Consider the following 25,805-nt stretch of genomic DNA (forward strand, 5'->3'; position numbering starts at 1 on the left):
TACCGCAGTTCCGACACGGAAGATCACTGATGCGCCCCTCATTTTTCCGCTGCACTTCCCTGCTGCTGATGGCCACACTGCTGGCCGCCTGCGGTGACAAAGACGACAAGGCTGCCGCCGATGCCGCCGCGTCCTCGGCGTTGCCGGTATCGCTGGCCAGCGCGGAGCAGCAACCCATGGCGCGCACCGTGCTGGTCTCCGGCCCGGTCACCGCGTACGAGGAAATGCAGTTGGGCGTTGAAATCAGCGGCCAGCGCGTGACGGCACTGCCGGTGGACGTGGGCCAGTGGGTCAAGCAGGGCCAGGTGCTGCTGCAGCTGGACCACCGCACGCTGGACAGCGAACTGGCGCAGGCCGATGCATCGCTGAAGCAGGCGCAGGCCTCGCAGGAACTGGCGCGCCTGAACTACGAGCGCAGCGCCAAACTGGCCGCCCAGCAGCTGATCAGCGAAAGCAGCCTGGACGAGCTGCGCGCCTCGCGCATCAACGCCGAAGCGCAGACCGCCACCGCCCGCGCCGCGCGCGATGCGGCCAAGCTGCGCCGTGATTTCGCCGACCTGCGCGCGCCGGCCGATGGCCTGATCTCCAAGCGCCTGGTCCAGCCGGGCCAGGTGGTTTCGGCCGGTACCGAACTGCTCCGCTTGATTCGCGACGGCCGCCTGGAATGGCGCGCGGAACTGCCCGAAGACCAGCTGACCGGCGTGGCCGTGGGCAATACCGTGGAGCTGCCCTACGCCGACGCCGTGGTCAGCGGCCGCATCCGTGCGGTCACCCCGGGCGTGGACGCACAGACCCGCACCGGTACGATTTTCGCCGACCTGCCCGAACCGGGCACGCTCAAGCCGGGGGTGTACGTGGAAGGGCGCATCGTCACCGGCGAAGGCCAGGCGCTGACCATTCCTACCGCCGCCATCGTGCAGCGCGACGGCCACAGCTACGTGTTCACGGTGAATGACAAGCAGCAGGCCGCGCGCCTGCGGGTGCGCACCGGCCAGGCCGTGCAGGGCCGCACCGCGATCCTGGAAGGGCTGAAGGTGGGCGACCGCGTGGTGGTCGACGGCGCCGGGTTCCTCGGTGAAGGCGACCGGGTGCGCGTGGTGGCCGATGCCAAGGCGAACGCCAAATGAACTTTTCCGCCTGGGCGATCAAGCGCCCGTTGCCCGCGCTGCTGATCTTCTTCGTGTTGTGCGTGGCCGGCCTGTGGGGCTTCTACCAGCTGCCCGTGGCACGCTTCCCCGACATCGCGTTCCCGATGACCACCGTGACCGTGACCCAGCCCGGCGCTTCGCCCAGCCAGCTGGAAGCCGAGGTCACGCGCAAGGTCGAGGACTCGGTGGCCACGGTCAACAACGTCAAGCGCGTGATATCCACGGTCAGTGAAGGCGTCAGCACCACCACCATCGAGTTCCAGCTCGAGGCCGACCTGGCCACTGCGTTGGATGACACCCGCGATGCGGTCACCCGCATCCGCACCGACCTGCCGCAGGACATCCAGGAACCGGTGATCTCCAAGGTGGACATCGGCGGTTCGCTCATGACCTATGCGCTGGTCGCCCCGCACATGACGCCCGATGAGGCCAGCTGGTTCGTCGACCGCGATGTATCGCGCGCGATGTACGGCGTGCCGGGCGTGGCCAGGGTCACCCGCGTGGGCGGCGTGCAGCGCCAGGTACGCGTGGACCTGGACCCGAACGCGTTGATCGCGATGGGCATCACCGCCGGTGATGTGTCCCAGCAACTGGCCCGCATCCAGGTCGAACGCGCCGGCGGCAAGGCCGAGATCGAAGGCGCGCAGCAGACCATCCGCACACTGGGCACCGTCGGCGATGCGCAGGCATTGCGTGATTACTCCATCGCGTTGCCGGATGGCCGCGCCGTGCGCCTTTCCACCCTCGCCAACGTCACCGACGCTGCCGCCGACCCGACCGAAGCCGCCTTGCTGGACGGCAAGCCGGTAGTGGCGTTCTCGATGTCGCGCACACGCGGCTCCAGCGAAGTGAAGGTCGAGGCCGGCGTGCATACCGCGCTGGACCAGCTCAAGGCCAGCCACCCGGGCATCGACTTCCGCCTGGTCACCACCGCCATCGACGAAACCCACCGCTCCTACGACTCGTCCATGACGATGCTCTGGGAGGGCGCGCTGCTGGCGCTGCTGGTGGTGTGGCTGTTCCTGCGCGACTGGCGTGCCACCTGGGTATCGGCACTGGCATTGCCCCTGTCGATCATTCCCACTTTCGCGGTGATGTACTTCTTCGGCTTCACGCTCAACATCATCACGCTGCTGGCACTGTCGGTGGTGGTCGGCATCCTGGTCGACGATGCGATCGTGGAGATCGAAAACATCGTGCGCCACCTGCGCATGGGCAAGCCGCCACTGGAAGCAGCGCGCGAAGCGGCCGGTGAGATCGGCAACGCGGTGATCGCCACCTCGCTGACCCTGGCGGCGGTGTTCGTGCCGGTGGCGTTCATGCCGGGCATCGCGGGCAAGTTCTTCCGCGAATTCGGTTGGACCGCCGCTACGGCGGTGCTGTTCTCGCTGCTGGTGGCGCGCCTGCTGACCCCGATGATGGCCGCCTACCTGCTCAAGCCGCACGGCGAAGAGAAGCCCGAATCGAAGCTGATGACCTGGTATCTGGGCTGGGTAGACGCCGCGTTGCGCTACCGCGGCCGCACGCTGTGGATCGCCACCGGCCTGTTCGTGGCCTCACTGGCGCTGGTGCCGTTCATCCCGGCCACCTTCATTCCGCAGTCCGACCTGGGCCGCAGCAACCTCAACCTGGAACTGCCGCCTGGTACACGCCTGCAGGAGACAGTGGCGGTGACCGAACGCGCCCGCGCGCTGCTCCAGGACATGCCCGAACTGAAGCAGGTCTATACCGCCGTGGGCGCGGTGCTGGACCTGGGCGATCCCAGCACCACCGGCGTGGGCGAAGCGCGCAAGGCCACGCTGGTGCTGGATTGGGGCGTGGCCGACGACCGCGACCGCGACCAGCGCGCGCTGGAGCGTGATGCCCGCCAACGCCTGGCCAACCTGCCCGGCGTGCGCGTCAGCTACGTCAGCTCCGAACCGGGAAACCTGCTGCAGCTGGTGCTGTCCGGCGACGACCCGCAGCGCCTGCAGGAGGCCTCTACCGCACTGGAACGCGACCTGCGCGGCATCCAGGGCCTGGGCAGCGTGACCTCCACTGCCTCGCTGCTGCGCCCGGAACTGCAGATCGTACCCAACGCTGCGCGCGCTGCAGACCTCGGCGTGGCCACCCAGGACATCGCCGAGGCGGCGCGCATCGCCACCGCCGGCGACTACGAGCAGCGGCTTGCCAAGCTCAACCTGCCGGACCGCCAGGTGCCGATCCGCGTCGGGTTCGCCGAAGCCACGCTGGCCAACCCGGCGCTGATCGGGCAGCTGCGCGTGCCCGGTCGCGACGGCCCGGTACCACTGGCCGCCGTTGCCGAGATCCGCCAAGGCAGCGGCCCGTCGCAGATCTCGCGCTACCAGCGCCAGCGCAACGTGACCCTCACCGCCGAGCTCAACGGTCGCCCGCTGGGCGATGTAATGACCGAAGTGCAGGCACTGCCCAGCGTGAAGCAGCTGCCGCCAGGCGTGACCTTCCTCAACACCGGCGATGCCGAAGTGTTCGTGGAACTGTTCATCGGCTTCATGCTGGCGATGGCCGCCGGCCTGATCTGCATCTACATGGTGCTGTTGCTGCTGTTCAACCACGCGCTGATGCCGGTCACCATCCTGGCGGCGGTGCCGTTGTGCGCCGGCGGTGCGTTCGGTGCGCTGCTGATCACCCAGAACATGCTGTCACTGCCAGCGTTGATCGGATTGCTGATGCTGATCGGCATCGCCACCAAGAATTCCATCCTGCTGGTGGATTACGCGGTGATGGCCGAAGACGAGCAGGGCATGAGCCAGCACGATGCGTTGATTGACGCCTGCCGCAAGCGTGCGCAGCCGATCATCATGACCACCCTGGCGATGGGCGCAGGCATGATGCCGATCGCCCTGGGCTTTGCCGGTGATTCCAGCTTCCGCGCACCGATGGCGATCGCCGTGATCGGCGGCCTGATCACCTCCACACTGCTCAGCCTGATCGTGATCCCGGCCGCGTTTACCGTCATGGACGACCTCGGAGAATGGCTGTCGCGAAGGTTCCGCCACCGCTCCACGCACGGCGCACATTGAGGGAATGACACATGCGCGCGGCGGGGCGGCCGTCGCGCGCATGTCATGGGCACGTAACCGCAGCTGCCAATACTGCCGGCCGACCCCACTGCCGCGCCCATGACCGATGCCCACTGCTGGCCGTTATCCCCGCGTATCGCTGCTCGCCCTGTTGCTTTCTGCTTCCGTGCAGGCCACCGCTGCCGAACCGGCACCCGCTGATGACGCGCGCACGCTGGACCAGGTACAGGTCATCGGCCAGGCCACCAGCTTCGCCAAGACCACTGTCAGCCAGGAAACCCTGCAGCGCCAGCAGATCCTGGGCAGCGTCAACAACGCGCTGAACGAACTGCCCGGCGTGGTGGTCAGCGAAGCCGATGCCACCGGCTCCTCGGTCTGGGGCACCCAGATCAGCATGCGCGGCTTCGTGACCAACCGCGACACCCAGCAGATCGGCACCACCATCGATGGCCTGCCCAACGGCGGCTCCGGCTATGGCGGCGGCTCGCTGGCCAACCGTTACATCGATACGCTCGACCTGGAGACCATCGAGGTCAGCCAAGGTACGGCGGACATCTCCTCGCGCTCCAACGAAGCGCTCGGCGGCACGCTGAACTTCCTCACCAGCGACCCGCTGCAGGACGCGCGCCTGCGCATGGTCGCCGGTGGCGGTGACAATGACGCGCGCAAATACTACGTGCGCTATGACACCGGCGTGCTGGGCGGCAACACCCGCGCGTGGATCAGCGCTTCGTCGGCCCGGGTCAATGACTGGATTGACGGCAGCGGCCACGTCAGCAACGATCAACTTGCCGCAAAATTCATCACCGAGCTCGACCGCTGGACGCTGAGCGGCTACGCCTCGTACAACGATGCCGACGAACCCGAGTACACCAGCGTCACCCCGGAAGCGTTCGCGACCAACCCGGACCGTGATGGCCTCACCGGCACGCTCACCGGCATTCCGTACCTGGACCAGAACTTCCGTTCCGGCTCGCGCGCGCTGCGCGAGAACACCTTCGGCTACCTGCGCGGCGCATTCGACAGCGGCAATGGCTTCAAGCTTTCGCTCACCGGCTACGCGCACAAGATGGAAGGCCGCGGCGACTGGCTGCCACCGTACCTTGTGCAGGCGCGCAACGACGCCGCGGGCGCGCCGGAATCCGAATACCTGGGCGGCAGCACCGTATACGGCGGCAGCGCGCTGGGCCAGTTCTACTTCGTCAATCCCGACGGCAGCGCCGCGCAGATGCGGGCCGGGTGCGTGCCGCGCGCCGGGTTCAGCGCCGAGTACGACCCCAACTGTTATGCAGCGGGCGTGCAGGGCGTTCAGTCCTACCGCCATTCGCACTACGACAACGACCGCGCCGGCTTCACCGCCGACGTGGAATGGAAGCAGACCCTGGGCACGGTCGACAACACCGTGCGCGCCGGTGTGTGGCTGGAACAGTTCGACCGCAGCGTGCGCCGCGACTGGCACCGCCTGCTCAACGTGGGCACCGACATCAGCTTCGACCACCCGCCGTACTGGGTGCAGTTCGAAGACCGCTACAAGACCGATGAGCAGATGTACTACGTGGAGAACGTGGCGCGCTTCGGGCCGTTCAGCGCACGCGTGGGCGTCAAGCAGTTCTTCGTCGACCAGAGGCGCAACCGCGTGATCGGCAGCGCCGAGAACGTGCGCTCGGATTCGAAGTCCGACCCGCTTATCTCCGCCGGCGGCACCTGGACCCTGCCGGTGGACGGGCTGGAACTGTTCGGCGGTTTCTCGCAGAACTTTGCCGCCATCCCCTCCGGTGTACTCGGCGAAACCGATGCGCAGCGCTTCTCCCGGGTGGAACCGGAAACCGCCGACAACATCGAGCTCGGCCTGCGCGTGAGCCGCTGGCCCTTGACCGGCTCGCTGACCCTGTACAACATCAAGTTCGACAACCGCATCGTCTACCTGCCCGCGCGGCTGGCTGACGGCATCGATTACCTGGACGAGACCGATGGCGTCTACGAGAACTTTGGTGGCGTGGAAAGCAGGGGCCTGGAAGCCGCGCTCGGCTATGGCTGGGACAACGGCTGGCGCATCAATGGTGCCTACACCTACAACCGCTCCAGGTACCTGGGCAGCGGCAACGTGGCGCGCGACACAGAGCTGGGCATCGTCGATGGTGCACAGGTGATCGGACAGCCCAAGCATGTGCTGGTGGTGTCGGCCGACTGGCAGGGCGACAGCTGGAACGTCGGCCTGTCCGGGCGTTACCTGGGCGAGCGCTACCTGGATGCGGCCAACGACAATCGCCTGCCCTCGGCCACGGTGTTCAACGCCAACATCGGCTTCGACCTGCAGAGCCTTTCGCCGAAGCTGAAGGGCGTGGGCGCAAACCTCGTGGTAAGCAACCTCACCGACCGCCGCTACCTGGCCGGCGTGGACGGCAGCGACTCGGCCTTTATCGGCGCGCCGCGCACCGTAGGCTTCTCGGTCCGGGTCGACCTGTGAGCCCGGCGCGCCCGCCCTTGCCCGACAGCAGCCGGCGACGGCTGCTGCAGGCCGGGCTGGCCGCAGGCATCGGCGCGCTGATGCCCAGCATCACGCGTGCGGCGGCGATCGCGCCGCATGCACGCAGCCGCAGCCTCGAGGATGTGCAGCACATCGTGGTGTTCATGCAGGAGAACCGCTCCTTCGACCACTACTTCGGCACGCTGCCGGGCGTGCGCGGCTTCGGCGACCGCTTCGTGGTGCCGGCGGCCCCGCTCGCCGCGGGACAGCCACGCCGCAACGTGTGGCTGCAGCCGAACGCGGCCGGCACCCACGGCATCGCCCCGTTCCCGCTGGATACCGCCGCACACTTCGGCCATATGCGGGTGGAAGGCACCCCGCACACCTGGCCCGATGCGCAGCGCGCGTGGGACCACGGGCGCATGGCCCACTGGCCAGCGGCCAAGCAGGACCATGCGATGGGCTACTACCGTCGTGCTGACTTGCCGTTCCAGTTTGCGTTGGCCGAAGCCTTCACCGTATGCGATGCCTACCACTGCGCGATGCAGGCCGGCACCAATCCAAACAGGCTGTTCCTCTGGACCGGCCACAACGATCCACATGGACGCGGCGGCGGCCCGGCCGTAGCCAACTCGCACGACAACTTCCCGGAACTGGGCGGCCACCCCGATTCCTACACCTGGACCACCTACGTCGAGCGCCTGCAACGGTCGGGTATCGACTGGCGGATCTACCAGGACATGGCCGACAACTTCACCGACAACCCGCTGGCCGGCTCCGAGCCATTCCGCCAGGCCTGGCGCGGCGCGCCCGGGCATGACGCAGCGCTGCGCGAGCGCGGGGTCAGCACCCGTGGCCTGGCGCAGCTGCGCGAGGACGTGCTGAAAGGTCAGCTGCCGCAGGTGAGTTTCATCATTGCCGATGCCGACGGCAGTGAACATCCCGGACCGTCCAGCCCCGCGCAGGGCGCGGCCTATACCGCGCGCGTGCTGGATGCGCTCACCGCAGACCCGGACGTCTGGAGCCGCACCGCGCTGCTGCTGATGTTCGACGAGAACGATGGCTTCTTCGACCACATGCCGCCACCTGCACCGCCGTCGCGTGACCCCGCCGCGGCGACGGGTTGGGCAGGTGCTTCCGCAGTGCCCACCGATGGCGAGTACCACCTGCAGCCGTCGCCGGGCAACGAAAAGGCCGACCCGCACGACCTGCGTGGCCGCCCCTACGGGCTGGGCCCACGCGTGCCGCTCTACGTCATTTCGCCGTGGAGCCGTGGCGGCTGGGTCGATTCGCAGGTGTACGACCACACCTCGGTGATCCGCCTGATCGAGCGCCGCTTCGGCGTGGCTGCACCCGAACTGTCGCCGTGGCGCCGCGCGGTGTGCGGCGACTTGACCGGTGCCTTCGATTTCACTGCCTCCGATACGCGGCCCTTCATTGCGTCGCTGCCGGCGACCGCTGCCGTCGCTGCGCGGGCGGCGGCCCTTCCCAGGCGCACGGTGCCGGCGCTGCCGGCAGACCTTGAACCGGCGAAGCAGGAACCGGGTGTGCGCCCGGCGCGCCCGTTGCCGTACCGTCCGCAGGCAGAGATCGCGCTGGATGCAGGCAACACCCACGTGCAGCTGACCTTGGGTTGTGAAGGTGCCGCTGCGGTACTGCATGTCTACGACCGGTTGCGCCTGGAGGCGATTCCGCGCCGCTACACCGTAGCGCCCGGTGCGCCGCTGCGGGATCACTGGCCGATACACACAGGGGAAGGCTACGACCTGTGGCTGCTGGGCCCGAACGGCTTCCACCGGCAGTTCCGTGGCGAGGCGAACGCCGGGGTACCGGTGCGGGCGTCAGTCAGCAGGGAGGATGAGCAGCTGTTGCTTCAGCTTCACAACACCGTGGCTACGGGGCGCGCGGTCACCGTACGCGCCGCCGTCTACGCGGGCCGCATGCCCGAACGTGAGCTGCAGCTGGCGCCGGGGCAGGCCATGCAGATCCGCTGGAACGCCGCTCCCACGGCGGGCTGGTACGACCTGGAGATCCAGCAGTCCGGCGTGATGCAGCGCCTGGCCGGGCGCATCGAAGATGGCCGGCCGGGCAGCACCGACCCGGCACTGGGCACTGCGGCGATGCGCTTCCTGCTCGACTGACATGGCAAGCGCCGGCTTTCGTGCCGGCGCGCACGCCTAGCGCGGTTTCAGTGCGGCCCCGGCATGGCCCGCCGCCGACCAGGCGCGCAGGCCCATCACCGCCAGGCCGACGAACACCAGGTACAGCCCGGCGGTGATGTCCAGTGACTTGGCCAGGTACATGCCCACATAGACCACGTCCACCACGATCCACAGCCACCAGGTGGCCACGTGGCGGCGTGCCTGCCACCACTGCGCCACCAGGCTGAGCGCGGCCAGCATGGCATCCAGCCACGGCAGCGCCGCGTCGGTCCAGGTGTGCATGGCCGCGCCCAATGCGATGCCGGACACGATGCCCACGGCCAGGTCGCGCAGCAGCTGCCGGCGCGGCAGCGGCACGATCACGATCGCGCCATCCTGTTCGGCGTGCCGGTGCCAGCTCAGCCAGCCATACAGCAGGAAACCACCAAAGGCGACCTGCAGCAGGGTGTCCGAATACAGCCGCGCTTCGATGAACACCACCGCGTACAGGGCGACGGCCAGCAGCCCCACCGGCCACGCCAGCACGCGGCGCTGGGCCATCAGCCACACGCCGAGCAGGCTGGCGGCGACAGCGCTCCACTCGAGCATGAGCGCGCTCACAGGCCGAAGGTGACCGACAGCCGCGCCTGGCGCGGCGCACCGGCGAACAGGTAGTAGTCGCCGTAGCTGCTGCCGGTATCACGCCAGTAGAAGCGGTCGAACACATTGTCCACCGACAGCGTCCAGGTCACCGGATGCGCGCGCAGCGCGTGCTGGAAGCGCAGGCCGGCATCGAACACCGAATACGAAGGCGCCTTGACGCTGCCATCCACCGTCGCCGCATTGGACGAGGCATAGCGCCAGCCACCACTTACCGCCAGCCCGGGCGCGAACGGCAGGGCGTAGTCCGCGTGCACGGCCGCGCGCACCTTGGGCACGTTGACCAGCTGCTGGCCGTCATGGAACGCGGTGCCGGAATCGCGCGCACGTGCCTGCAGCACGCTGGCGCTGGCCGTCAGGCCCAGCCGTTCGGTGACCTGGCCATTGGCGGTCAGCTCCAGTCCGGTGTGGGCCTGGGTGCCTTCCTGCACGAAGGTGAAGCCGGCATCGCTGGCGTCCGGCTTGGCGTACTGGAACGGCTGGGTGGTGCGGAACACTGCCGCGCCCAGCATCAGGCCGTCGGTGGCAGCGTACTTGACGCCCAGCTCGCGCTGGCGCGACTGCAGGGCCGGCAGGAAGGTGCTGCCGTTGGACGTCCAGAACGGCGCTTCCTGGCCCAGCGACAGGCCTTCCACGTAACTGGCGTAGACATTCAGCTGTTCGGTCGCCTGCCACACCAGTGCGGTCTGCGGAAGGAACTGCGACAGGCGGCTGTGCCGTTGCGGGGTACCGCGCTTGTCGTATGCGCGCTCATCCAGGCGCACGTAGCGGCCGCCGGCCAGCCACTGCCAGTCATCGCCGATGTGCATGCGGTCCAGCGCGAACACCGCGCGCTGCCAGCTGTCCAGGCGCCGCGCCGACGGGCCCGGCTGCAGCGGGGAGGGATCGAACACCGGCACCTGCGCATCGCCGATGTTGGCCGTGCCCACGTACTCGTTGACGTTCTGGCGCTTGTCCACGGTACGGTGGAAGGCGCTCAGGCCCACCGACAGCTCGTGTTCCACCGCCCCGGTGCTGAAGCGGCCGCGCAGTTCGCCGCGTGCCTCATCATTGCGGCGCACGTCGTCGGGGCTGCGGTAATCGTAGATGTCGTAGTCGCCGTTGGGCGCGAAGTAGTTGCCCGGCACGCTGCCATCGGCGCAGCCAGCAGCGTAGTAGCAGCCGTACGCGAAGGCCACGTTGTCCTGGATCACCGAACGGCTGTGGCCGACCGAAACGCGTGACTGCCAGGCAGGGCTGAAATCGTAGGTGTGCAGCGCGGTGAGGTTGGTGCTGTCGATGCCCACCGGCTGCTGCCACGCCTGGTGGCCCAGCATGCGGCTGCGGTCCACGCCGCGCGGCAGTTCGCTGCCGCCCAGCAGCTGGTAACCGGACGCCGAACGCTGCGCGCTGGTCTGGTAGTTGGCATCCACCTCCAGCTTGCCGTGTTCGCCGATCAGCCAGTCGGCGGCCAGCGAATAGAAGTTGCGGCGGCCATCGGCGTGCTCGATGTAGGACGAAGCGTCATCCCAGGCGGCGTTGAAGCGCAGCCCGAAGCGCGGAGTCAGCCAGCCGCCCAGATCCACCGCCGCGTAGCGCGAGCCTTCCGAATCGGTGGCCAGGGTAACGTTGCGTACCTCGGCGGGCCGCTTGCCGACGTAGTTGATGATCCCGCCCGGCGCCATCACGCCAGCCGCCAGGCCGGCCTCACCCTTGAGGATCTCCACCTGCTGCACGTTCTCCAGCGCCAGCCGCTGTTCGCCGGCGATGGACAGCCCGTTGAAGCGGTAGCCGGTGGCCGGGTCCAGCGCGAAGCCGCGGATGGCGACGTTCTGGTAATAGCCCACCGGTGCGTAGCTGTCGCCCAGCGAGGCGTCGTGCCGGGCCAGCTCGGACAGGGTGCGCACCTGCAGGCGGTCCAGGAAGGCGCTGTCGAGTACGTTGACCGAGGCCGGCGTGTTCTTCCAGTCGGCGCTGCCGAAGCTGCTCGACGGTGCCAGCGGCGTGGCGGGCTTGCGCGCCTGTACGCGGATGCCGGCCAGGTCGGTGGGCGAGCGCTTGCCCGCGGCGGTGTCGGCGTCACTGGCGTACAGCGGCAGGGCGGCGCAGAGGGCGGCGGTCAACAGCGTGAGGCGGTAGCAGCGGTTCATTCGATTCGTCATCAGCCAGAGGAGACGAAGCGACGGCGCGCCGGCGCACCGGCCCGCAATGGGGGTGCGCTCGCTGCTCAAGCTCCCTACGCCGGTGCAAACCGGATCAGGTTCCAAGGGACTCTCTCAGCCTGGCAACGCCAGGCACCCCCGCTTCAGTGGCCATTTTCACACCAATCGGCCCCCGTTGCGACCCCGGCGGTTCAGGCAGCGGCGTGCAGGGCATCCAGCAGGGCCCTGCCCGGGCGGCGGGTGAACCAGTCGGCATGGCCCAGCAGGAACGTGTGGTACGCCACGTCGGCGTTGGCCGGGGAGCCGGTAACCCCTTGGAAGTACTCCACTTCCGAGAGGGCGAAGTCCAGGTGTACCACCGGCAGCAGGTCGGCCAGCAGGTGCACCTGGGCAGCTGCCAGCGGGCGTACCTGGCGGTAGCCGGCCAGCAGCGCCAGCGCGATATCGGCATGCGGCACCGGGCCCCCGCCGCGGGCATCCAGCCACGCGATGGCATTGCGCTCGATTGCGGTGGCCAGGTCGAACAGAGCGCTGGTCGGCGAGGCCAGGCCGAAATCGAAGACGGTGCTGATCGTCGCCGTGGGGCCGTGGCCGTGCCAGAGCAGGTTGGACACATGCCAGTCGTTGTGCCCCCACAGCACCGGTTCGGCGGCCAGCTGCTCGACCACGGCCGCGTGCCAGGGCAGCACCGCGCGCTGCAGGTCGTGTGCCCAGCGCTGTCGCGCCAGGTAGCTGGCCAGCGCCGGTCGGTCGGTCAGCTGCTGGCCGAGCAGCGCCAGCGGATCGTGGGCGCGGATCAGGTCATCGCGCGCCACCAGCAGGTGGGCGCTGCGCTGGGGCGCGTGGTAGCTCGCCGACGCAAGGTGCAGCCGGGCCAGCATCGCACCCGCCGTGCGTGCCTGGGCCACATCGCCCAACGGTGTCCATGAAGGACTGTCGCGGTACAGGTCGTGGCCATCGCCTTCGGCGTGCAGTTCGTAGGTCCAGTCGCCGTGTTCGATCGCGGTTGCGCCTTCGCGCGTGGGCAGCACCTGCACCACCGGCAGTCCCGCAGCGGCCAGGTGCGCGATGAAACGATGCTCTTCGGCCAGTCCCTCGGCCGTGCGCACGCTGCGATGGTGGCGTTTGACAAAGCAGCGTCGCGATCCGCCTGCCAACAACGCCGCGGCGGAAAACGGGCGCGGGCTGTGCCACAACACGTGGCTGTCCTCGTCGAGCGCGCTGTACTGGCCGCGCAGCCACGCCAGTTCCTGGTTGAGGATCGCTGGCCAGTCCGCAACGACGGCGTCGTTGTCCAGGCCCTGTACGCGATGGTCTGAATTCGTCATGCAAACTGAATGTTCAGTGGCAGCCCGGAGGCGTGCCACGCGAAATCACAACGGCCATTGCTGCAACCAGTCGAACAGCTGCGCATCGTTCTTCAGGCCGAGCTTGAGCATCGCATCGCCCTTCTGCCGGCTGATCGTGCTCACGCTCTTGTGCAGCTTCGCGGCGATCTCCTTGACGATCAGGCCACTGGCGAGCAGTCGCAGTACTTCCACCTCGCGCGGCGACAGCGCCCGCGTGCGTTCATCACCCAGGCTCTGCGTGCCGATGCGGTCGATGAGATTCTTGAGCGTACGGCTCACGTATGGCTGGCCGCGATGTACGGTCTGGATGGCCACCGGCAGCTCCTCCATCGAGGAGGTCTTGTCGACCAGCCCCAACACGCCAGTGGAGACCACCATGCGCAGGATCGCCAGATTGTTGGAAACACTGAGCATCAGCACCGGCAGGTCCGGATAGTGACGGCGGACCTGTCCGATCATGGCAAAACCGTCAGGTTGCGCGCCGCCGGGCATTGAATAGTCGGTGACCAGCACATCGCACTTGTTGGCCTTCAACGCGGCCAGAAGCTCGTCCACGCTGCTGGCTTCGGCCACCACCTGGCCAACGCCGCTGGATTCGATCACGGATCTGGTGCCGATGCGGACCACTGGGTGGTCGTCGGCGATGATTATGCGCAAGCTCATGGAATAGTATGGCCGGTAAGGCAGCGGCCCCTTGGGGCACGTCGCGGTGGGCGGATCACTCCTGGGAGAACTGACAGCATGCGTACCTCGGTTGTCCGCTGGCTGGTCGTGCTGGGCCTGGTGATCGCGCTGGGCGCCACCGCCTTCGCGACGCCGGCGCCTGCACCGTCGCTCTCACCGCGCCAGGCTGAATGGATCGACCGGAACCCTACCATCTTACTGGGGCTGTACGACAGCGGCTGGCCACCATTCGAATTCATGCACAACGGCCGCCCGGATGGGCTTGGCTACGACTACTTGATGTTGCTGACCCGGCAGCTCGGCGTACGGGTGAAGGTGCGGGTGTATCGCGATTGGGCCGACGTGCTGGATGCGGCATGTCGGGGCGAGGTCGACGTGGTGATGAACATCACCCTGACCCCGGATCGGACCCGCTGCATGGTCTATACCGGCTCCTATGCCGATGCGCCGCTGGCGCTGGTGGGACGGATCGGGGATACCCGCACCTCGACCGACCCGGACCTGGCCGGGCTGCGCGTGGTCACCGAGCAGGAATTCCTCACCAGCCACCAGGTGCGCTCACGTTTCCCCGCCGCCCGCCAGGTGACCGCACCCAACACGCGCGCCGCGCTGGCGATGGTGGCGCAGGGCAAGGCCGATGTGTACATCGGCAATGCGCACGTGGCCAGCACGTTGATCCGTCAGCAGGGCATTGACGGCATTGCCCTGCTGCGGCCCAGCGACCTGCCGCCCGAACGCCTTCACTTCGGCGTGCCCAACGCGCGCCAGCCGTTGGCCGAAGCGCTCGACAGCGCGCTGTCGACCGTGACCGCCGCGCAGCGTGAAGCGCTGTACAAGCGATGGCTGCCGCCGCTGCAGTGGTCGGCGCAGTCGCGGCTGATCCTGGGCGAGGCCGAACGCCGCATCCTGGCCACCCCATTGCGCATGGGCTATGCCCCGACCGGCGCGCCGCTGTCGTTCATCGATGCGGCCGGCGAACCCAGTGGCGTGGCGGGCGATTACCTGCGCCAGCTGCGCATGGTCGGCGCGCAGTTGAACCGCGTGCCGGCGCACGACTGGTTTGAAGTGCGCGAGCAGATGCGCCGCGGCGATGTCGATGTGGTGATGGGCATGCCCAACGACGCGCATTACCTGGGCGATGACTGGGTCTTCAGCCAGCCCTTCATCAGCGTGCCCAACGTGATCGTCACCCCGAACAACAGCCGTTCGGTGCTGGGCCTGGGCGACCTGGACGGGCGCAGCATCCTGCTTTCAGATCCCGAGCGTCTGCGGGGCTACATCCTTCAGTACGCCCCCAAGGCGCGCATCGTGCCGGCGCGCGGCGTGGAGCAGGCGCTGTCGCGATTGGCCAATGGCGACGCCGACGCCTACGTGGGCAACCTGGCCATGGTTGACCGCGTGGTGCGCGAGCTTTACCCGGCCAAGCTGCACGTGGCCGCGCCAGCGGGTTTCAGCGACCAGCTGTCGTTGGCGGTCAAGCGCCAGTACGCGCCGTTGGCCACCACCTTCGACCGGGTGCTGGCCAACCTCACCCCGCGCGAGCACGCTGCCATCCGCGGAGACTGGTTGCTGGCCGAGTACCGCGCCGGGCTGGACTGGCGCTCGGTCGCGCGCTGGGCGGTACCGCTGTCGCTGGTGCTGCTCACCGGCATCATCGTGCACGGCTGGGGTTACTGGCGGCTGCGCCGTGAGGTCGGCATGCGGCGCCGGCTGGAGCAGCGCCTGGTGGAAGTGACCGACAACCTGCCGGCGATTGTCTACCAGGCGCGACGTGACAGCGATGGCCGGGTCACGTTCCCGTACATCACCGGTGACCTGCAGTCGATGTTCGGGGTGAGCACCGCCGAGGTGGTTGCCGATGAAACGCGCCTGGTAGACCAGATCGACCCGCGCGACCGCGACGCCGTCAACCGCGCGCTGAACGAGGCCGCGCGTGATTTCTCCGCATTGGACATGGAGTTCCGCACCAGCCCCCACGGCGTGGTGCGCTGGGTGCGCACCCGCGCATTGCCGTATGCCGCCGAGCACGGCGTGGTGCTGTGGAGCGGTTATTGGGTGGATGTGACTGAAGCACGGGCGCAGGCCGATGCACTGGCGGCCGCCAAGTCCGACGCCGAGCGCGCCACCGCGGCAAAGTCCAACTTCCTGGCGACCATGAGCCATGAAATCCGCACGCCGATGAGCGGCGTTCTGGGCATGGTCGAAGCGCTGTCGCACACCGACCTGGATGGCGAACAGCGGCGCATCATCGCAGTCATCGAAGATTCGGCGCAGATGCTGCGGCAGATCCTGGATGACATCCTCGATTACTCCCGCATTGAAGCCGGTGCGCTGCCGCTGGAGCCGCAGCCGGTGATGTTGCGCAGCCTGCTCGACAACGTGCAGCAACTGTTGTCCCCGCAGGCATCCAGCAAGGGCCTGTCGCTCAGCCTGGAGGTCGACGCGGCGGTTGCCCATCAGCATCTGGTCGATGGCATGCGGTTGCGCCAGATCGTATTCAACCTGCTCAGCAATGCCATCAAGTTCACCAACGAAGGCTCGGTGACCATCGCGTTGAGCGTGGAACGCGATGATGAGATGGCGCAGGCGTTGCGCCTGACCGTGACCGACACCGGCATTGGCATTTCCCCCGAGCAGCGCGAGCGGCTGTTCAAGCCGTTCGCCCAGGCGGATGTCGCCATTACCCGACACTACGGCGGCACCGGGTTGGGGTTGAGCATCTGCCAACGCCTGGTGGGGTTGATGCGCGGGCGACTGGAGATGCACAGCGTGCCAGGCGAAGGAACCCGCGTGGACGTGCAGTTGAGTCTGCCGCTGGTGCCTGGAGAGGAAAGCGTACGTGACGAGCAGGGCCCGGGCGGTGATGTCGACCCGTTGCCGCCCGGCCAGGCGCGCCGCCGCGTGCTGGTAGTGGAGGACCATCCCACCAACCAGGCATTGATGCGCTGGCGGCTGCAGCAGCTTGGCCTGCAGCATGAGCTGGCCGTGGATGGCGAGGCCGCACTGAGGCTGCTGGCGTCGACCGGCTTCGATCTGGTCATCACCGATTGCCGCATGCCGGTGATGGACGGTTACACCCTTACCCGGCACATCCGTGAACGCGAACGCGGCAGCGGCCAGCGCATGCCCGTGCTGGCGCTGACCGCCAGTGCGCTGGCCGAAGACGTGCAGCGTTGCCGTGAGGCCGGCATGGACGACCTGCTGGCCAAGCCGGTGGCGCTGGCCACGCTGCGCCAGGCACTGCGCCGGTGGCTGCCCTCGGACGAGGCGGACGAGGCCGCGCGCGAAGCCACGCCGCGGGTCGAAACCGCGCCTGCTGCCGCGCCTACGCGGACGGCGATCGTGCGCCGCTTCGGTTCCGAACATGTGGCGACGGTGCTGATCGACAGCATGCGCAAGGCCACCGCGGACGACCTGCAGCGCGGCTGGGAAGCACGCGACGCGGGTGACAGCAACACCGCGGTGGAGGTGCTGCATCGTATTGTCGGTGGGCTGGGCACGCTGGGTGCCGAATCACTGGCAACGCAGGCACGTGCGTTGATGCAGCGGATTCCGGAACAGGGGCTGGCGGCAAGCGCCGACGACATCCGCGCGTTCGAAGAGGCGCTGCAGGTGTACCTGCTCAGCCTGGACGAATCGTAGGGCCACGCAGGGCGTGGCTCTACGGCTGTTCCTTCAGGTACTCGATGACCAGCCGCCTGCGCTCCGGGTCTGCCGTCGCATTCACCATCCTCGACCCTGGCACCACCGCTGCCGGCGAGCGCAGGAACGCATCCAGCGTCTGCTCGGTCCACACCAGGTCGGCGCGTTGCATCGCCGGTGAGTAGGGATATCCGGCCACGCTGCCTGCGCGGCGGCCAATCACGCCGTGCAGGTTCGGGCCGAAGCGATGCACGCCCCCGGCGTTGACTGTGTGGCAACCGCCGCAGATCGCGAACGCGCGCTGGCGCTCCCGTTCCCGGGCCTGCTCCGGCGTCTGCGGCGCACGCTCGCAGGCGCCCAGCAGCAGGCCGCACAGCATCACCAGGAAAACGCGCGGCAGCGACATCACATCGCGGGGTAGTTCGGCCCGCCGCCGCCCTGCGGAGTCACCCACACGATGTTCTGGGTGGGGTCCTTGATGTCGCAGGTCTTGCAGTGCACGCAGTTCTGCGCGTTGATCTGCAGCTGCTCGTGGCCTTCGCTGCCGACGAATTCGTATACCCCGGCCGGGCAGTAGCGCGCCTCCGGCCCGGCGTACTCGGCCAGGTTGACCCGCACCGGCACACTCGCGTCCTTCAGGGTCAGGTGTGAAGGCTGGTCTTCTTCGTGGTTGGTGCTGCTCAGGAACACCGAGCTGAGCCGGTCGAAGGTGAGCACGTTGTCCGGCTTGGGGTACACGATTTTCGTGTGCTGCGACGCCGGTTCCAGGCACTCGTGGTCGGCCTTGCTGTGGCGCAGGGTCCACGGCGGGTTGCGGATGCCCAGCTTGGGCAACAGCCACTGCTCGATCCCGGTCATCAGCGTGGCCACGCTGCGGCCCTTCTTGAACCACTGCTTGAAGTTCTTGGACTGCTTCAGCTCATCGTGCAGCCAGCTGCTTTCGAACGCGGCCGGGTAGGCACTGAGCTCATCGCGCTGGCGATCGGCCGCCAGCGCATCGAAGGCGGCATCGGCAGCCAGCATGCCGGTCTTGATCGCCGCGTGGCTGCCCTTGATCCGGCTGGCGTTGAGGTAGCCGGCTTCGCAGCCGACCAGCGCACCGCCGGGGAAGACCGTCTTGGGCAGCGACAGCAGGCCGCCGGCGGTGATCGCGCGCGCGCCGTAGGCGATGCGCTTGCCGCCTTCCAGGTGCCTGCGGATCGAGGGGTGGGTCTTGAAGCGCTGGAATTCCTCGAACGGGCTCATCCATGGGTTGCGGTAATCCAGCCCGACCACGAAGCCCACTGCGACCTTGCCGCCGTCGGCGTGGTACAGGAACGAACCACCGTAGGTATCGCTGTCCAGCGGCCAGCCGGCGGTGTGCACCACCAGGCCCGGCTCATGCTTGGCCGGGTCGATCTGCCACAGCTCCTTGATGCCGATCCCGTACGCCTGCGGGTCCTTGCCGGCGTCGAGCTGGAAGCGCGCGATCAACTGGCGGCCGAGGTGGCCGCGCGAGCCTTCGGCGAAGATCGTGTACCTGGCATGCAGTTCCATGCCACGTTCGAAGTTGGGGCCGTGCGAGCCATCCTTGCGGATGCCCATGTCACCGGTGGCCACGCCCATCACCGCGCCGTTCTCGTCGTACAGCACTTCGGCGGCGGCAAAGCCGGGGAAGATCGCCACTTCCAGCGCTTCGGCCTGCTGCGCCAGCCAGCGGGTGACCTCGCCCAGGCTGATGATGTAGTTGCCTTCGTTGTGGAAGCACTCCGGCAGCAGCGCATGCGGGGTGCTGCGCGCGCCGTCGGCGCTGAGGAACAGGAACTCGTCGCGGGTGACCTTCTGCTTCAGCGGCGCGCCGCGCTCGGCCCAGTCCGGAAACAGTTCGGTCAGCGCGCGGGTATCCATGATCGCGCCGGACAGGATGTGGGCGCCGGGTTCGGAGCCCTTTTCCAGCACGCACACCGACAGTTCGCGCCCGGCCTCAATGGCGCGCTGGCGCAGGCGGATCGCGGTGGCCAGGCCGGCAGGGCCGGCGCCGACGATCACCACGTCGAATTCCATGGCTTCACGCGGGGGCAGGGCAGTGGTTTCTTCGCTCATGGGGGTGCGTAACTCGTGGGTAGTGCCGTCCCGGCCGGAGCCGGCGGCGGTTGCCTGGGAATCGCGCGACGTGTCACTGCGCAACTACTGGATCAGTACATCAGGGTACCGGCACGCGCGGTTTCCGCCTAGCTCGAAGACGTGGGCTGCCGCATGCTGCATTGCATCAAACCAGCGCGCCGACACCGCGTGGTCCTGCCCACGCCCCGCCGCCGTCAGCCGCTGGCCCCAAACGCTGCGTGATATTCAACCTCTGCATCCGGCCACTCCCCGCGCAGCAACCGCGCCTGGAAATACGCCGCAGGCACTCCGGCCAGCCGCAGGTGCGGCACGGCCTCGAACCCGAACCGGCCGTAGTAGCCCGGATCGCCCAGCAGCACGCAGCCTGCGGCACCCCGCGCGTCCAGAGCCTCCATCGCGGCCTGCATCAACGCACTGCCCACGCCTTCACCCTGCCGCCCCGGCGCCACCGAAATCGGCCCCAGCCCATACCAGCCCTGGCTGCCGTCACTGAGTTTCACCGGCGACAACCCCACATGCCCCACGATGCCCTCGGCGTCCACCGCCACCAGCGACACCGCCAACGCACCGGCATCGCGCAGCGCGTCGACGATGTACTGCTCGGTGTGGCTGCTGTGCGGCGCATCGGCGAACGCGTTGCGGGTGAGGGCATGGATGGCGTCGGCGTCGCCGGGATGCTCGCTGCGGATCTGCATGTGCGGTGACCTGTGCGGTGGTAGGCGGCCATCATACGGGCGTGCTGCGGCGTGCCTTGGCCGGTTCCGGGCCAGGCATCACAATGGGGGTCCTGTTACTGCCCGCGACGTCGCCGCCATGGCCCTCAATCCGTACGATCTGTTTGATGTCCGCTCGCTGCTAACCGAAGAGGAACGCGCGGTGCAGGCCACGGTGGCGCGCTTCACCGATGAACGCGTGCTGCCGATCATCGGTGACGCCTTTGACCAGGGCCGCTTCCCCGATGAACTGATCCCGGAGATCGCGTCGCTGGGCCTGCTCGGCTCCAGCCTGCCCGACACCTATGGCGGCGGCGGGCTCAACGCGGTCAGCTACGGGCTGATCTGCCAGGAGCTGGAGCGGGGCGATTCGGGACTGCGCAGTTTCGTTTCCGTGCAGAGCTCACTGTGCATGTACCCGATCTTTGCCTACGGCAGTGAAGAGCAGCGCCTGCGTTGGCTGCCGGACATGGCGGCCGGGCGGGTGATCGGCTGCTTCGGCCTGACCGAAGCCCACGGCGGTTCGGACCCGGCCGCGATGAAGACGCGTGCGGTGCGCGACGGCGGCGATTGGGTGATCAACGGCAGCAAGATGTGGATCACCAGCGGCCCCGTGGCCGATATCGCCATTGTCTGGGCGCATACCGAAGACGGCATCCAGGGCTTCGTGCTGGAAAAGGGCATGGCCGGCTTCACCACGCAGGAAATCAAGCACAAGATGAGCCTGCGCGCCTCGCTCACCGGCGCGCTGTTCTTCGACAACGTGCGCGTGCCCGAGCGTAACCGGCTGCCCAACGTGCAGGGCCTGAAGGGCCCACTGGGCTGCCTCAACCAGGCCCGCTACGGCATCAGCTGGGGCCCTATCGGCGCGGCCGTGGCCTGCCTGGACGAAGCGCTGAACTACACCAAGGAACGCGTGCTGTTCGGGCGCCCGGTGGCCGCCACCCAGAGCGCCCAGATCAAGTTGGCCGACATGGCCCGGCGCATCACTACCGCGCAGCTGCTGTCATTGCAGCTCGGGCGGTTGAAGGATGCCGGCCAGCTGCAGCCGCAGCAGGTCAGCCTGGCCAAATGGAACAACTGCCGCATGGCGATCGACATCGCGCGCGAGTGCCGCGACCTGCTTGGCGGCGCTGGGATCACCACCGAGCACGTGGCGATCCGGCATGCGCTGAACCTGGAATCGGTGATCACCTACGAGGGGACCGAGACCGTGCACCAGCTGGTGATCGGCCGCGAACTGACCGGCATCAACGCGTTCTGACGGACGCACGACCAACGGTCGTGCGCTACCCGCAGGTATCGACCGTTGGTCGATACGCGTTCGGTAGGTATCGACCGTTGGTCGATACGCGTTCGGTAGGTATCGACCGTTGGTCGATACGCGTTCGGCAGGTATCGACCGTTGGTCGATATGCTTCACGCCCCGCCCGCGAAACCGGATTGCCGCCATGCTTCGTACATCACCACAGCAACCGTGTTTGAGAGGTTGAGGCTGCGGTTGTCCGGCTGCATGGGCAGGCGCAGGCGGCGGCCGTGCGGCAACGCGTCGAGCACGTCCTGCGGCAGGCCTCGGGTTTCCGGGCCGAACAGGAACGCATCTCCGTCTTCAAACTGCTGGGTGTCATACCGCACGCTGCCGCGGGTACTGAGGGCGAACAGGCGCTTGGGGGCTATGGCCTGCAGGGCGGTATCCAGGTCCGGATGCACCTGCAGCCGCGCGTACTCGTGGTAATCCAGGCCGGCGCGCTTGAGCTGCTTGTCGCTCAGGTCAAAACCGAGCGGCTCGATCAGGTGCAGTCGCGCGCCGGTGTTGGCGCAGAGCCGGATCACATTGCCGGTATTCGGAGGAATTTCCGGCTGGAACAACACAACATGGAACGTAGGCGTGGCGGTCATCCGTACAGTTTACGCCGCGACCCTCTGGTAGGTATCGACCGTTGGTCGATACCTGCCGTTACGGACGAACCAGAACCGAAGCGGTTTCAACCGCGAAGGCCTGCAGGTCGTTCGGCGACGGGCGCACCTGCAGGGTCGGCAGGTTGATGATCACGTCACGGGCGATCGTGCCGGCGGCGGAAGCCAGGGCACCCATGTAATCGGTGCTGCGGTCGTTCTGCTCGGCAGCCAGGGCTTCGCGCTGTTCGGCGGTCGGGCGGACTTCAACGGCGGCCAGGGTGGTGACGCGCTGGCTGTTGGCCAGTTCGGCACGGTATTCGGCGATCTGGCCGGCGGTCGGGCGGACTTCCACCAGCGCCAGCGTCGGAATGCTGCTGGTGCGTTCCACCTCGGCCTGGGCCAGCTGGTCGGCGGAGGGGCGGACCTGCACGGTCGGCAGGGTGGTGATGGCGGAAGCGGCATGCACGTTCGAAACAAACGCGGAGCCGGCAGCGAGGGCGATGGCAATTGCGATGGTCTTGGTGTTCATGACGGGGCCTGTTTAGTGTTGGTGAGCAGTGGTGTGGTAGTAAGGTAGTACACCGAATCTGGGAGTGCAAGAGAAATTTTCAGATTTCGTGTTGTGTTCAGCGATCAGTCAGCTTTGGTTTGATCGTGTCCTTTCCGCACGTGGGTATAAGCAGGCCCCGTGCCAACTTTTAGTTGTTGATTTGAAAGGGTTTTATGCGGTGCTCGGAGTGTCCGCTGTCCGGACACCTGTCCGATCAGGGGCTGCGCGACTGTCCGGACAGGGGTTCAGGTGGCGGCAGAAGGCGCCGCGGCGGTCAGCGACGCGCCTGGAAAGTTCCCTGACAAAGGGAGTGACTGTTGGCCGATGCCTTTACCCGTGGTCCCGGGCTAGCATCCCCCTTCACTTTCATGACCAAGGAAACGGAATGACCGCCCAACTTCGACCGCGTGCCGCGCTGCTGGCTGTAGCGCTTTCCGCCGCCCTGGGCAGCTTCGTCCCGGCGCCGGCGATGGCCAGGCCGGCGCAGGTCGCCAAGGTCGACATTCCGTTTGAAGAGTTCACCCTGCCCAACGGCCTGCGCGTGGTAGTGCACACCGACCGCAAGGCGCCGATCGTGGCGGTGAACATCTGGTACCACGTGGGCAGCAAGGACGAACCGGCCGGCCGCACCGGCTTTGCGCACCTGTTCGAGCACCTGATGTTCCAGGGCAGCGAAAACCACGCCGGCGAATACTTCGAACCGTTCAAGCAGGTCGGCGTGACCGGCCAGAACGGCACCACCAACACCGACCGCACCAACTACTTCGAGAACGTGCCCACCACCGCGCTGGACATGGCGCTGTGGATGGAATCGGACCGCATGGGCCACCTGCTCGGCGCGATCGACCAGGCCGCGCTCGACGAACAGCGCGGCGTGGTGCAGAACGAAAAGCGCCAGGGCGAGAACCAGCCCTATGGGCAGGTGTGGGACAAGCTCACCCGCTCCATGTACCCCGAAGGCCACCCGTACCACCACGGCGTGATCGGGTCGATGAATGACCTCAACGCGGCCTCGCTGGACGACGTCAAGAACTGGTTCCGCACCTGGTACGGCCCCAACAACGCGGTGCTGGTACTGGCCGGCGATATCGACGTGGCCACCGCCAGGGAAAAGGTCGCCCGCTACTTCGGCGACATCCCGGCCGGCCCGAGCATGGCCCAGCCGGCGGTCAACGTGGCCAAGCGCGGGCAATCCACCCGCGAAACCATGACCGACAAGGTGCCGCAGGCGCGCATCTACCGCGTGTGGAACGTCGCACAGACCGGCACCACCGACATCGACCAGCTGCAGCTGTTCGCGCAGGTATTGGGCGGGGCCAAGTCCTCGCGCCTGGACCAGCGCCTGCTGCATCAGGACAAGCTGGTGGACAACATCAGCGCCGGTGCCTACACCTCGCAGCTGGGCTCCAACTTCGTGATCATGGCCACGGTCAAGCAGGGCGTGGACCCGGCCACGGTCGAAGCGATCATCGATGAGGAAGTGCGCCGCCTGGTCAAGGACGGCCCCACCGCCGATGAGCTGAGCCGCGGCAAGACCGCGTTCCGCGCCGGGTTCATCCGTGGCATCGAGCGCATCGGCGGGTTCGGCGGCAAGGCCGACGCGCTGGCCGAGTGCGCCGTGTTCGAAGGTGACCCGGGCTGCTTCCGCCGTTCGCTGGCCAACATCGACGCCGCCAGCGCCGCCGACGTGCGCGCGGCCGGCGCCAAGTGGCTGGGCGTGGGCGACCATACCCTCGTGGTGGAACCGGGCGCGCGCGTGGCGCTGCCCGAACTGCCGTCGGCCACGCCCAAGCCGTTCACCGTGCCGCCCGTGGACCCGAAGTTCAGCACCAGCCCGACCGGGGTGGACCGCAGCACTGGCGTGCCGCAGACCCGGAGCTTCCCGGAACTGAAGTTCCCGCAGCTGCACCGCGCAACGCTGAAGAACGGCACCCAGGTGATCCTGGCCGAGCGCCATGACATTCCCGTGGTGCAGTTCAGCTATGAATTCCCCGGGGGCTTCACCGCCGACCAGGGCCGCAAGTCGGGCACCGCCAACTTCACCATGGACCTGATGGGCGAGGGCGCGGGCAAGCTGGGCGCGCTGCCGTTTGCCGATGCGGCTGACGCCCTGGGCGCCAGCCTGGGCGCGTCCGCCTCGTTGGACAGCGCCAGCGTGTACCTGTCGGCGCTGAAGGAAAACCTGGCCCCGTCGTTGGCCCTGTACGCGGACATGCTGCGCCAGCCGCGCTTTGACCAGGCCGAGATCGACCGGGTCAAGGCCACCTGGATCGCCGGCATCCAGCAGGAGAAGGTCAACCCGAACGCCTCGGCCATGCGGGTGCTGCCCACCCTGCTGTATGGGGCCGGCCACCCGTACGCCATTCCGTTCACCGGTAGCGGCAACGAAGCCGACATCCAGTCGCTGACCCGTGCGGACCTGGTTGACTTCCACCGCGATTGGCTGCGCCCGGAGCAGGGCACCCTGATCGTGGTCGGTGACACCACCCTGAAGGAGATCGTGCCGCTGCTGGAGCGCCAGTTCGGTGACTGGAAGAGCAGCACCCCGGCACCTCAGGCCAAGCCGCCGGTGGATGTCGCGCGCCCGACCACGGCCCGCGTCTACCTGATCGACCAGCCTGGCGCGGTGCAGGCCAACCTGTTCGCTGGGCAGGTGGTGCCGTCCACCATCGACGCGGGCGCCACCCGCTTCGACATTGCCAACGGCGTGCTGGGCGGCGACTTCACCTCGCGCCTGAACATGAACCTGCGCGAGGAGAAGCACTGGTCCTACGGCGCCCGCACCATGGCCAGCAGCACCCTGGGCCAGCGCCCGTGGATGGCCGTGGCCCCGGTGCAGATCGACAAGACCGCCGAGGCGATGAAGGAAATGCAGAAGGAGATTGCCGACTTCGCCTCCGGTGCCGAGACGATCACCCCGGCCGAGGTCACCCGCATCCGCAACATCCAGAACCTGAGCCTGCCGGGCGCCTACGAGACTGCCAGTGCCGTCATGGGCACCATCAGCGGCATCGTCCGCTACCAGCGCCCGGACGATTACGTGTTCAAGCGCAAGGCCGAGATCGAAGCGATGACCCCGGCCCAGGTGCAGCAGGCGGCCGCCACGCTGGATCCCAAGACCCTGACCTGGGTGGTGGTAGGCGACCTGAAGCAGACCGAAGCCCCGGTGCGCGCGCTGAACCTGGGCGAGGTGACCATCATCGATGCCGACGGCAAGCCGGTGAAATAAAGGTCACCCCGTAGAGCCGGGCTCTGCCCGGCTCCTCG

At 67.7% G+C, this 25,805-nt stretch carries 16 protein-coding genes and 1 riboswitch; of the genes, 7 read left to right on the plus strand and 9 right to left on the minus strand.

Annotated elements, in window-relative coordinates; all coding sequences use genetic code 11:
• The first annotated feature begins 29 nt into the window (after positions 1-29).
• From ACGFZ3_RS16400 to ACGFZ3_RS16415, 4 genes are all read left to right on the plus strand, one after another.
• Complete coding sequence (locus ACGFZ3_RS16400) at positions 30-1,127, plus strand: efflux RND transporter periplasmic adaptor subunit (RefSeq protein WP_392923457.1); 1,098 nt, start codon at positions 30-32, stop codon at positions 1,125-1,127.
• Positions 1,124-4,189 (plus strand): efflux RND transporter permease subunit, encoded by a 3,066-nt coding sequence (locus ACGFZ3_RS16405; RefSeq protein ID WP_392923459.1) that lies wholly within the window; start codon positions 1,124-1,126, stop codon positions 4,187-4,189. Before ACGFZ3_RS16400 ends, ACGFZ3_RS16405 begins: the two co-directional genes overlap by 4 nt.
• A gap of 106 nt (positions 4,190-4,295) precedes the next feature.
• The gene (locus ACGFZ3_RS16410; RefSeq protein ID WP_392923461.1) at positions 4,296-6,656 is read left to right on the plus strand and encodes a TonB-dependent receptor; all 2,361 of its coding nucleotides are present in this window, start codon (positions 4,296-4,298) and stop codon (positions 6,654-6,656) included.
• Between the two features lie 17 nt (positions 6,657-6,673).
• On the plus strand, positions 6,674-8,797 hold the full coding sequence (locus ACGFZ3_RS16415) for a phosphocholine-specific phospholipase C (RefSeq protein ID WP_392923612.1): 2,124 nt from the start codon (positions 6,674-6,676) through the stop codon (positions 8,795-8,797).
• 36 nt (positions 8,798-8,833) lie between these two features.
• Here the strand turns inward: ACGFZ3_RS16415 and pnuC are convergent, their stop codons facing one another.
• From pnuC to ACGFZ3_RS16435, 4 genes are all read right to left on the minus strand, one after another.
• Positions 8,834-9,406 carry a nicotinamide riboside transporter PnuC gene (pnuC, locus tag ACGFZ3_RS16420; protein ID WP_392923463.1) on the minus strand — a complete coding sequence of 191 codons (573 nt, stop codon included), beginning with the start codon at positions 9,404-9,406 and terminating at the stop codon, positions 8,834-8,836.
• An 8-nt stretch (positions 9,407-9,414) separates the two neighbouring features.
• Positions 9,415-11,586 carry a TonB-dependent siderophore receptor gene (locus tag ACGFZ3_RS16425; protein ID WP_392923465.1) on the minus strand — a complete coding sequence of 724 codons (2,172 nt, stop codon included), beginning with the start codon at positions 11,584-11,586 and terminating at the stop codon, positions 9,415-9,417.
• 66 nt (positions 11,587-11,652) lie between these two features.
• Positions 11,653-11,748, minus strand: a riboswitch (TPP riboswitch).
• Positions 11,749-11,789: 41 nt separating this feature from the next.
• Positions 11,790-12,926 (minus strand): phosphotransferase enzyme family protein, encoded by a 1,137-nt coding sequence (locus tag ACGFZ3_RS16430; protein ID WP_392923468.1) that lies wholly within the window; start codon positions 12,924-12,926, stop codon positions 11,790-11,792.
• Between the two features lie 45 nt (positions 12,927-12,971).
• Complete coding sequence (locus ACGFZ3_RS16435) at positions 12,972-13,610, minus strand: response regulator (RefSeq protein WP_392923471.1); 639 nt, start codon at positions 13,608-13,610, stop codon at positions 12,972-12,974.
• 78 nt (positions 13,611-13,688) lie between these two features.
• Here ACGFZ3_RS16435 and ACGFZ3_RS16440 point away from each other — a divergent pair, with 78 nt between their 5' ends.
• Positions 13,689-17,273, plus strand: coding sequence for an ATP-binding protein (locus ACGFZ3_RS16440; protein ID WP_392923474.1), 3,585 nt, complete (start codon positions 13,689-13,691; stop codon positions 17,271-17,273).
• A 19-nt stretch (positions 17,274-17,292) separates the two neighbouring features.
• Here the strand turns inward: ACGFZ3_RS16440 and ACGFZ3_RS16445 are convergent, their stop codons facing one another.
• From ACGFZ3_RS16445 to ACGFZ3_RS16455, 3 genes are all read right to left on the minus strand, one after another.
• Positions 17,293-17,679: a c-type cytochrome gene (locus ACGFZ3_RS16445; RefSeq protein ID WP_392923477.1), complete on the minus strand. Its 387-nt coding sequence runs from the start codon at positions 17,677-17,679 to the stop codon at positions 17,293-17,295.
• Positions 17,679-19,355 (minus strand): electron transfer flavoprotein-ubiquinone oxidoreductase, encoded by a 1,677-nt coding sequence (locus tag ACGFZ3_RS16450; protein WP_392923480.1) that lies wholly within the window; start codon positions 19,353-19,355, stop codon positions 17,679-17,681. The genes ACGFZ3_RS16445 and ACGFZ3_RS16450 overlap by 1 nt, the downstream gene beginning before the upstream one ends.
• Before the next feature lie 215 nt (positions 19,356-19,570).
• The gene (locus tag ACGFZ3_RS16455; RefSeq protein ID WP_392923482.1) at positions 19,571-20,071 is read right to left on the minus strand and encodes a GNAT family N-acetyltransferase; all 501 of its coding nucleotides are present in this window, start codon (positions 20,069-20,071) and stop codon (positions 19,571-19,573) included.
• Between the two features lie 118 nt (positions 20,072-20,189).
• Between ACGFZ3_RS16455 and ACGFZ3_RS16460 the strand changes: the two genes are divergently transcribed.
• Positions 20,190-21,353, plus strand: a complete 1,164-nt coding sequence (locus ACGFZ3_RS16460; protein WP_392923485.1) for an acyl-CoA dehydrogenase family protein — start codon at positions 20,190-20,192, stop codon at positions 21,351-21,353.
• 155 nt (positions 21,354-21,508) lie between these two features.
• Here ACGFZ3_RS16460 and trmL read toward each other — a convergent pair whose 3' ends face one another.
• Together trmL and ACGFZ3_RS16470 are read right to left on the minus strand one after the other, a co-directional pair.
• Positions 21,509-21,988 (minus strand): tRNA (uridine(34)/cytosine(34)/5-carboxymethylaminomethyluridine(34)-2'-O)-methyltransferase TrmL, encoded by a 480-nt coding sequence (gene trmL, locus ACGFZ3_RS16465; protein ID WP_282244541.1) that lies wholly within the window; start codon positions 21,986-21,988, stop codon positions 21,509-21,511.
• A 58-nt stretch (positions 21,989-22,046) separates the two neighbouring features.
• Complete coding sequence (locus tag ACGFZ3_RS16470; RefSeq protein ID WP_392923489.1) at positions 22,047-22,517, minus strand: hypothetical protein; 471 nt, start codon at positions 22,515-22,517, stop codon at positions 22,047-22,049.
• 406 nt (positions 22,518-22,923) lie between these two features.
• Between ACGFZ3_RS16470 and ACGFZ3_RS16475 the strand changes: the two genes are divergently transcribed.
• Entirely contained in the window at positions 22,924-25,767 is a 2,844-nt protein-coding gene (locus tag ACGFZ3_RS16475; RefSeq protein WP_392923492.1) for a M16 family metallopeptidase, read from the plus strand.
• Positions 25,768-25,805: the final 38 nt, after the last annotated feature.

The organism is Stenotrophomonas sp. NPDC047960, from assembly GCF_043204395.1.
Classification (GTDB): domain Bacteria; phylum Pseudomonadota; class Gammaproteobacteria; order Xanthomonadales; family Xanthomonadaceae; genus Stenotrophomonas.

Excerpts from the sequence above, each read along its gene's own strand:
- ACGFZ3_RS16400 (WP_392923457.1), top strand. The coding sequence starts at position 30 with ATGCGCCCCTCATTTTTCCGCTGCACTTCCCTGCTGCTGATGGCCACA.
- ACGFZ3_RS16405 (WP_392923459.1), top strand. The coding sequence starts at position 1,124 with ATGAACTTTTCCGCCTGGGCGATCAAGCGCCCGTTGCCCGCGCTGCTG.
- ACGFZ3_RS16410 (WP_392923461.1), top strand. The coding sequence starts at position 4,296 with ATGCCCACTGCTGGCCGTTATCCCCGCGTATCGCTGCTCGCCCTGTTG.
- pnuC (WP_392923463.1), bottom strand. The coding sequence starts at position 9,406 with ATGCTCGAGTGGAGCGCTGTCGCCGCCAGCCTGCTCGGCGTGTGGCTG.
- ACGFZ3_RS16425 (WP_392923465.1), bottom strand. The coding sequence starts at position 11,586 with ATGAACCGCTGCTACCGCCTCACGCTGTTGACCGCCGCCCTCTGCGCC.
- ACGFZ3_RS16430 (WP_392923468.1), bottom strand. The coding sequence starts at position 12,926 with ATGACGAATTCAGACCATCGCGTACAGGGCCTGGACAACGACGCCGTC.
- ACGFZ3_RS16435 (WP_392923471.1), bottom strand. The coding sequence starts at position 13,610 with ATGAGCTTGCGCATAATCATCGCCGACGACCACCCAGTGGTCCGCATC.
- ACGFZ3_RS16440 (WP_392923474.1), top strand. The coding sequence starts at position 13,689 with ATGCGTACCTCGGTTGTCCGCTGGCTGGTCGTGCTGGGCCTGGTGATC.
- ACGFZ3_RS16445 (WP_392923477.1), bottom strand. The coding sequence starts at position 17,679 with ATGTCGCTGCCGCGCGTTTTCCTGGTGATGCTGTGCGGCCTGCTGCTG.
- ACGFZ3_RS16450 (WP_392923480.1), bottom strand. The coding sequence starts at position 19,355 with ATGAGCGAAGAAACCACTGCCCTGCCCCCGCGTGAAGCCATGGAATTC.
- ACGFZ3_RS16455 (WP_392923482.1), bottom strand. The coding sequence starts at position 20,071 with ATGCAGATCCGCAGCGAGCATCCCGGCGACGCCGACGCCATCCATGCC.
- ACGFZ3_RS16460 (WP_392923485.1), top strand. The coding sequence starts at position 20,190 with ATGGCCCTCAATCCGTACGATCTGTTTGATGTCCGCTCGCTGCTAACC.
- trmL (WP_282244541.1), bottom strand. The coding sequence starts at position 21,988 with ATGACCGCCACGCCTACGTTCCATGTTGTGTTGTTCCAGCCGGAAATT.
- ACGFZ3_RS16470 (WP_392923489.1), bottom strand. The coding sequence starts at position 22,517 with ATGAACACCAAGACCATCGCAATTGCCATCGCCCTCGCTGCCGGCTCC.
- ACGFZ3_RS16475 (WP_392923492.1), top strand. The coding sequence starts at position 22,924 with ATGACCGCCCAACTTCGACCGCGTGCCGCGCTGCTGGCTGTAGCGCTT.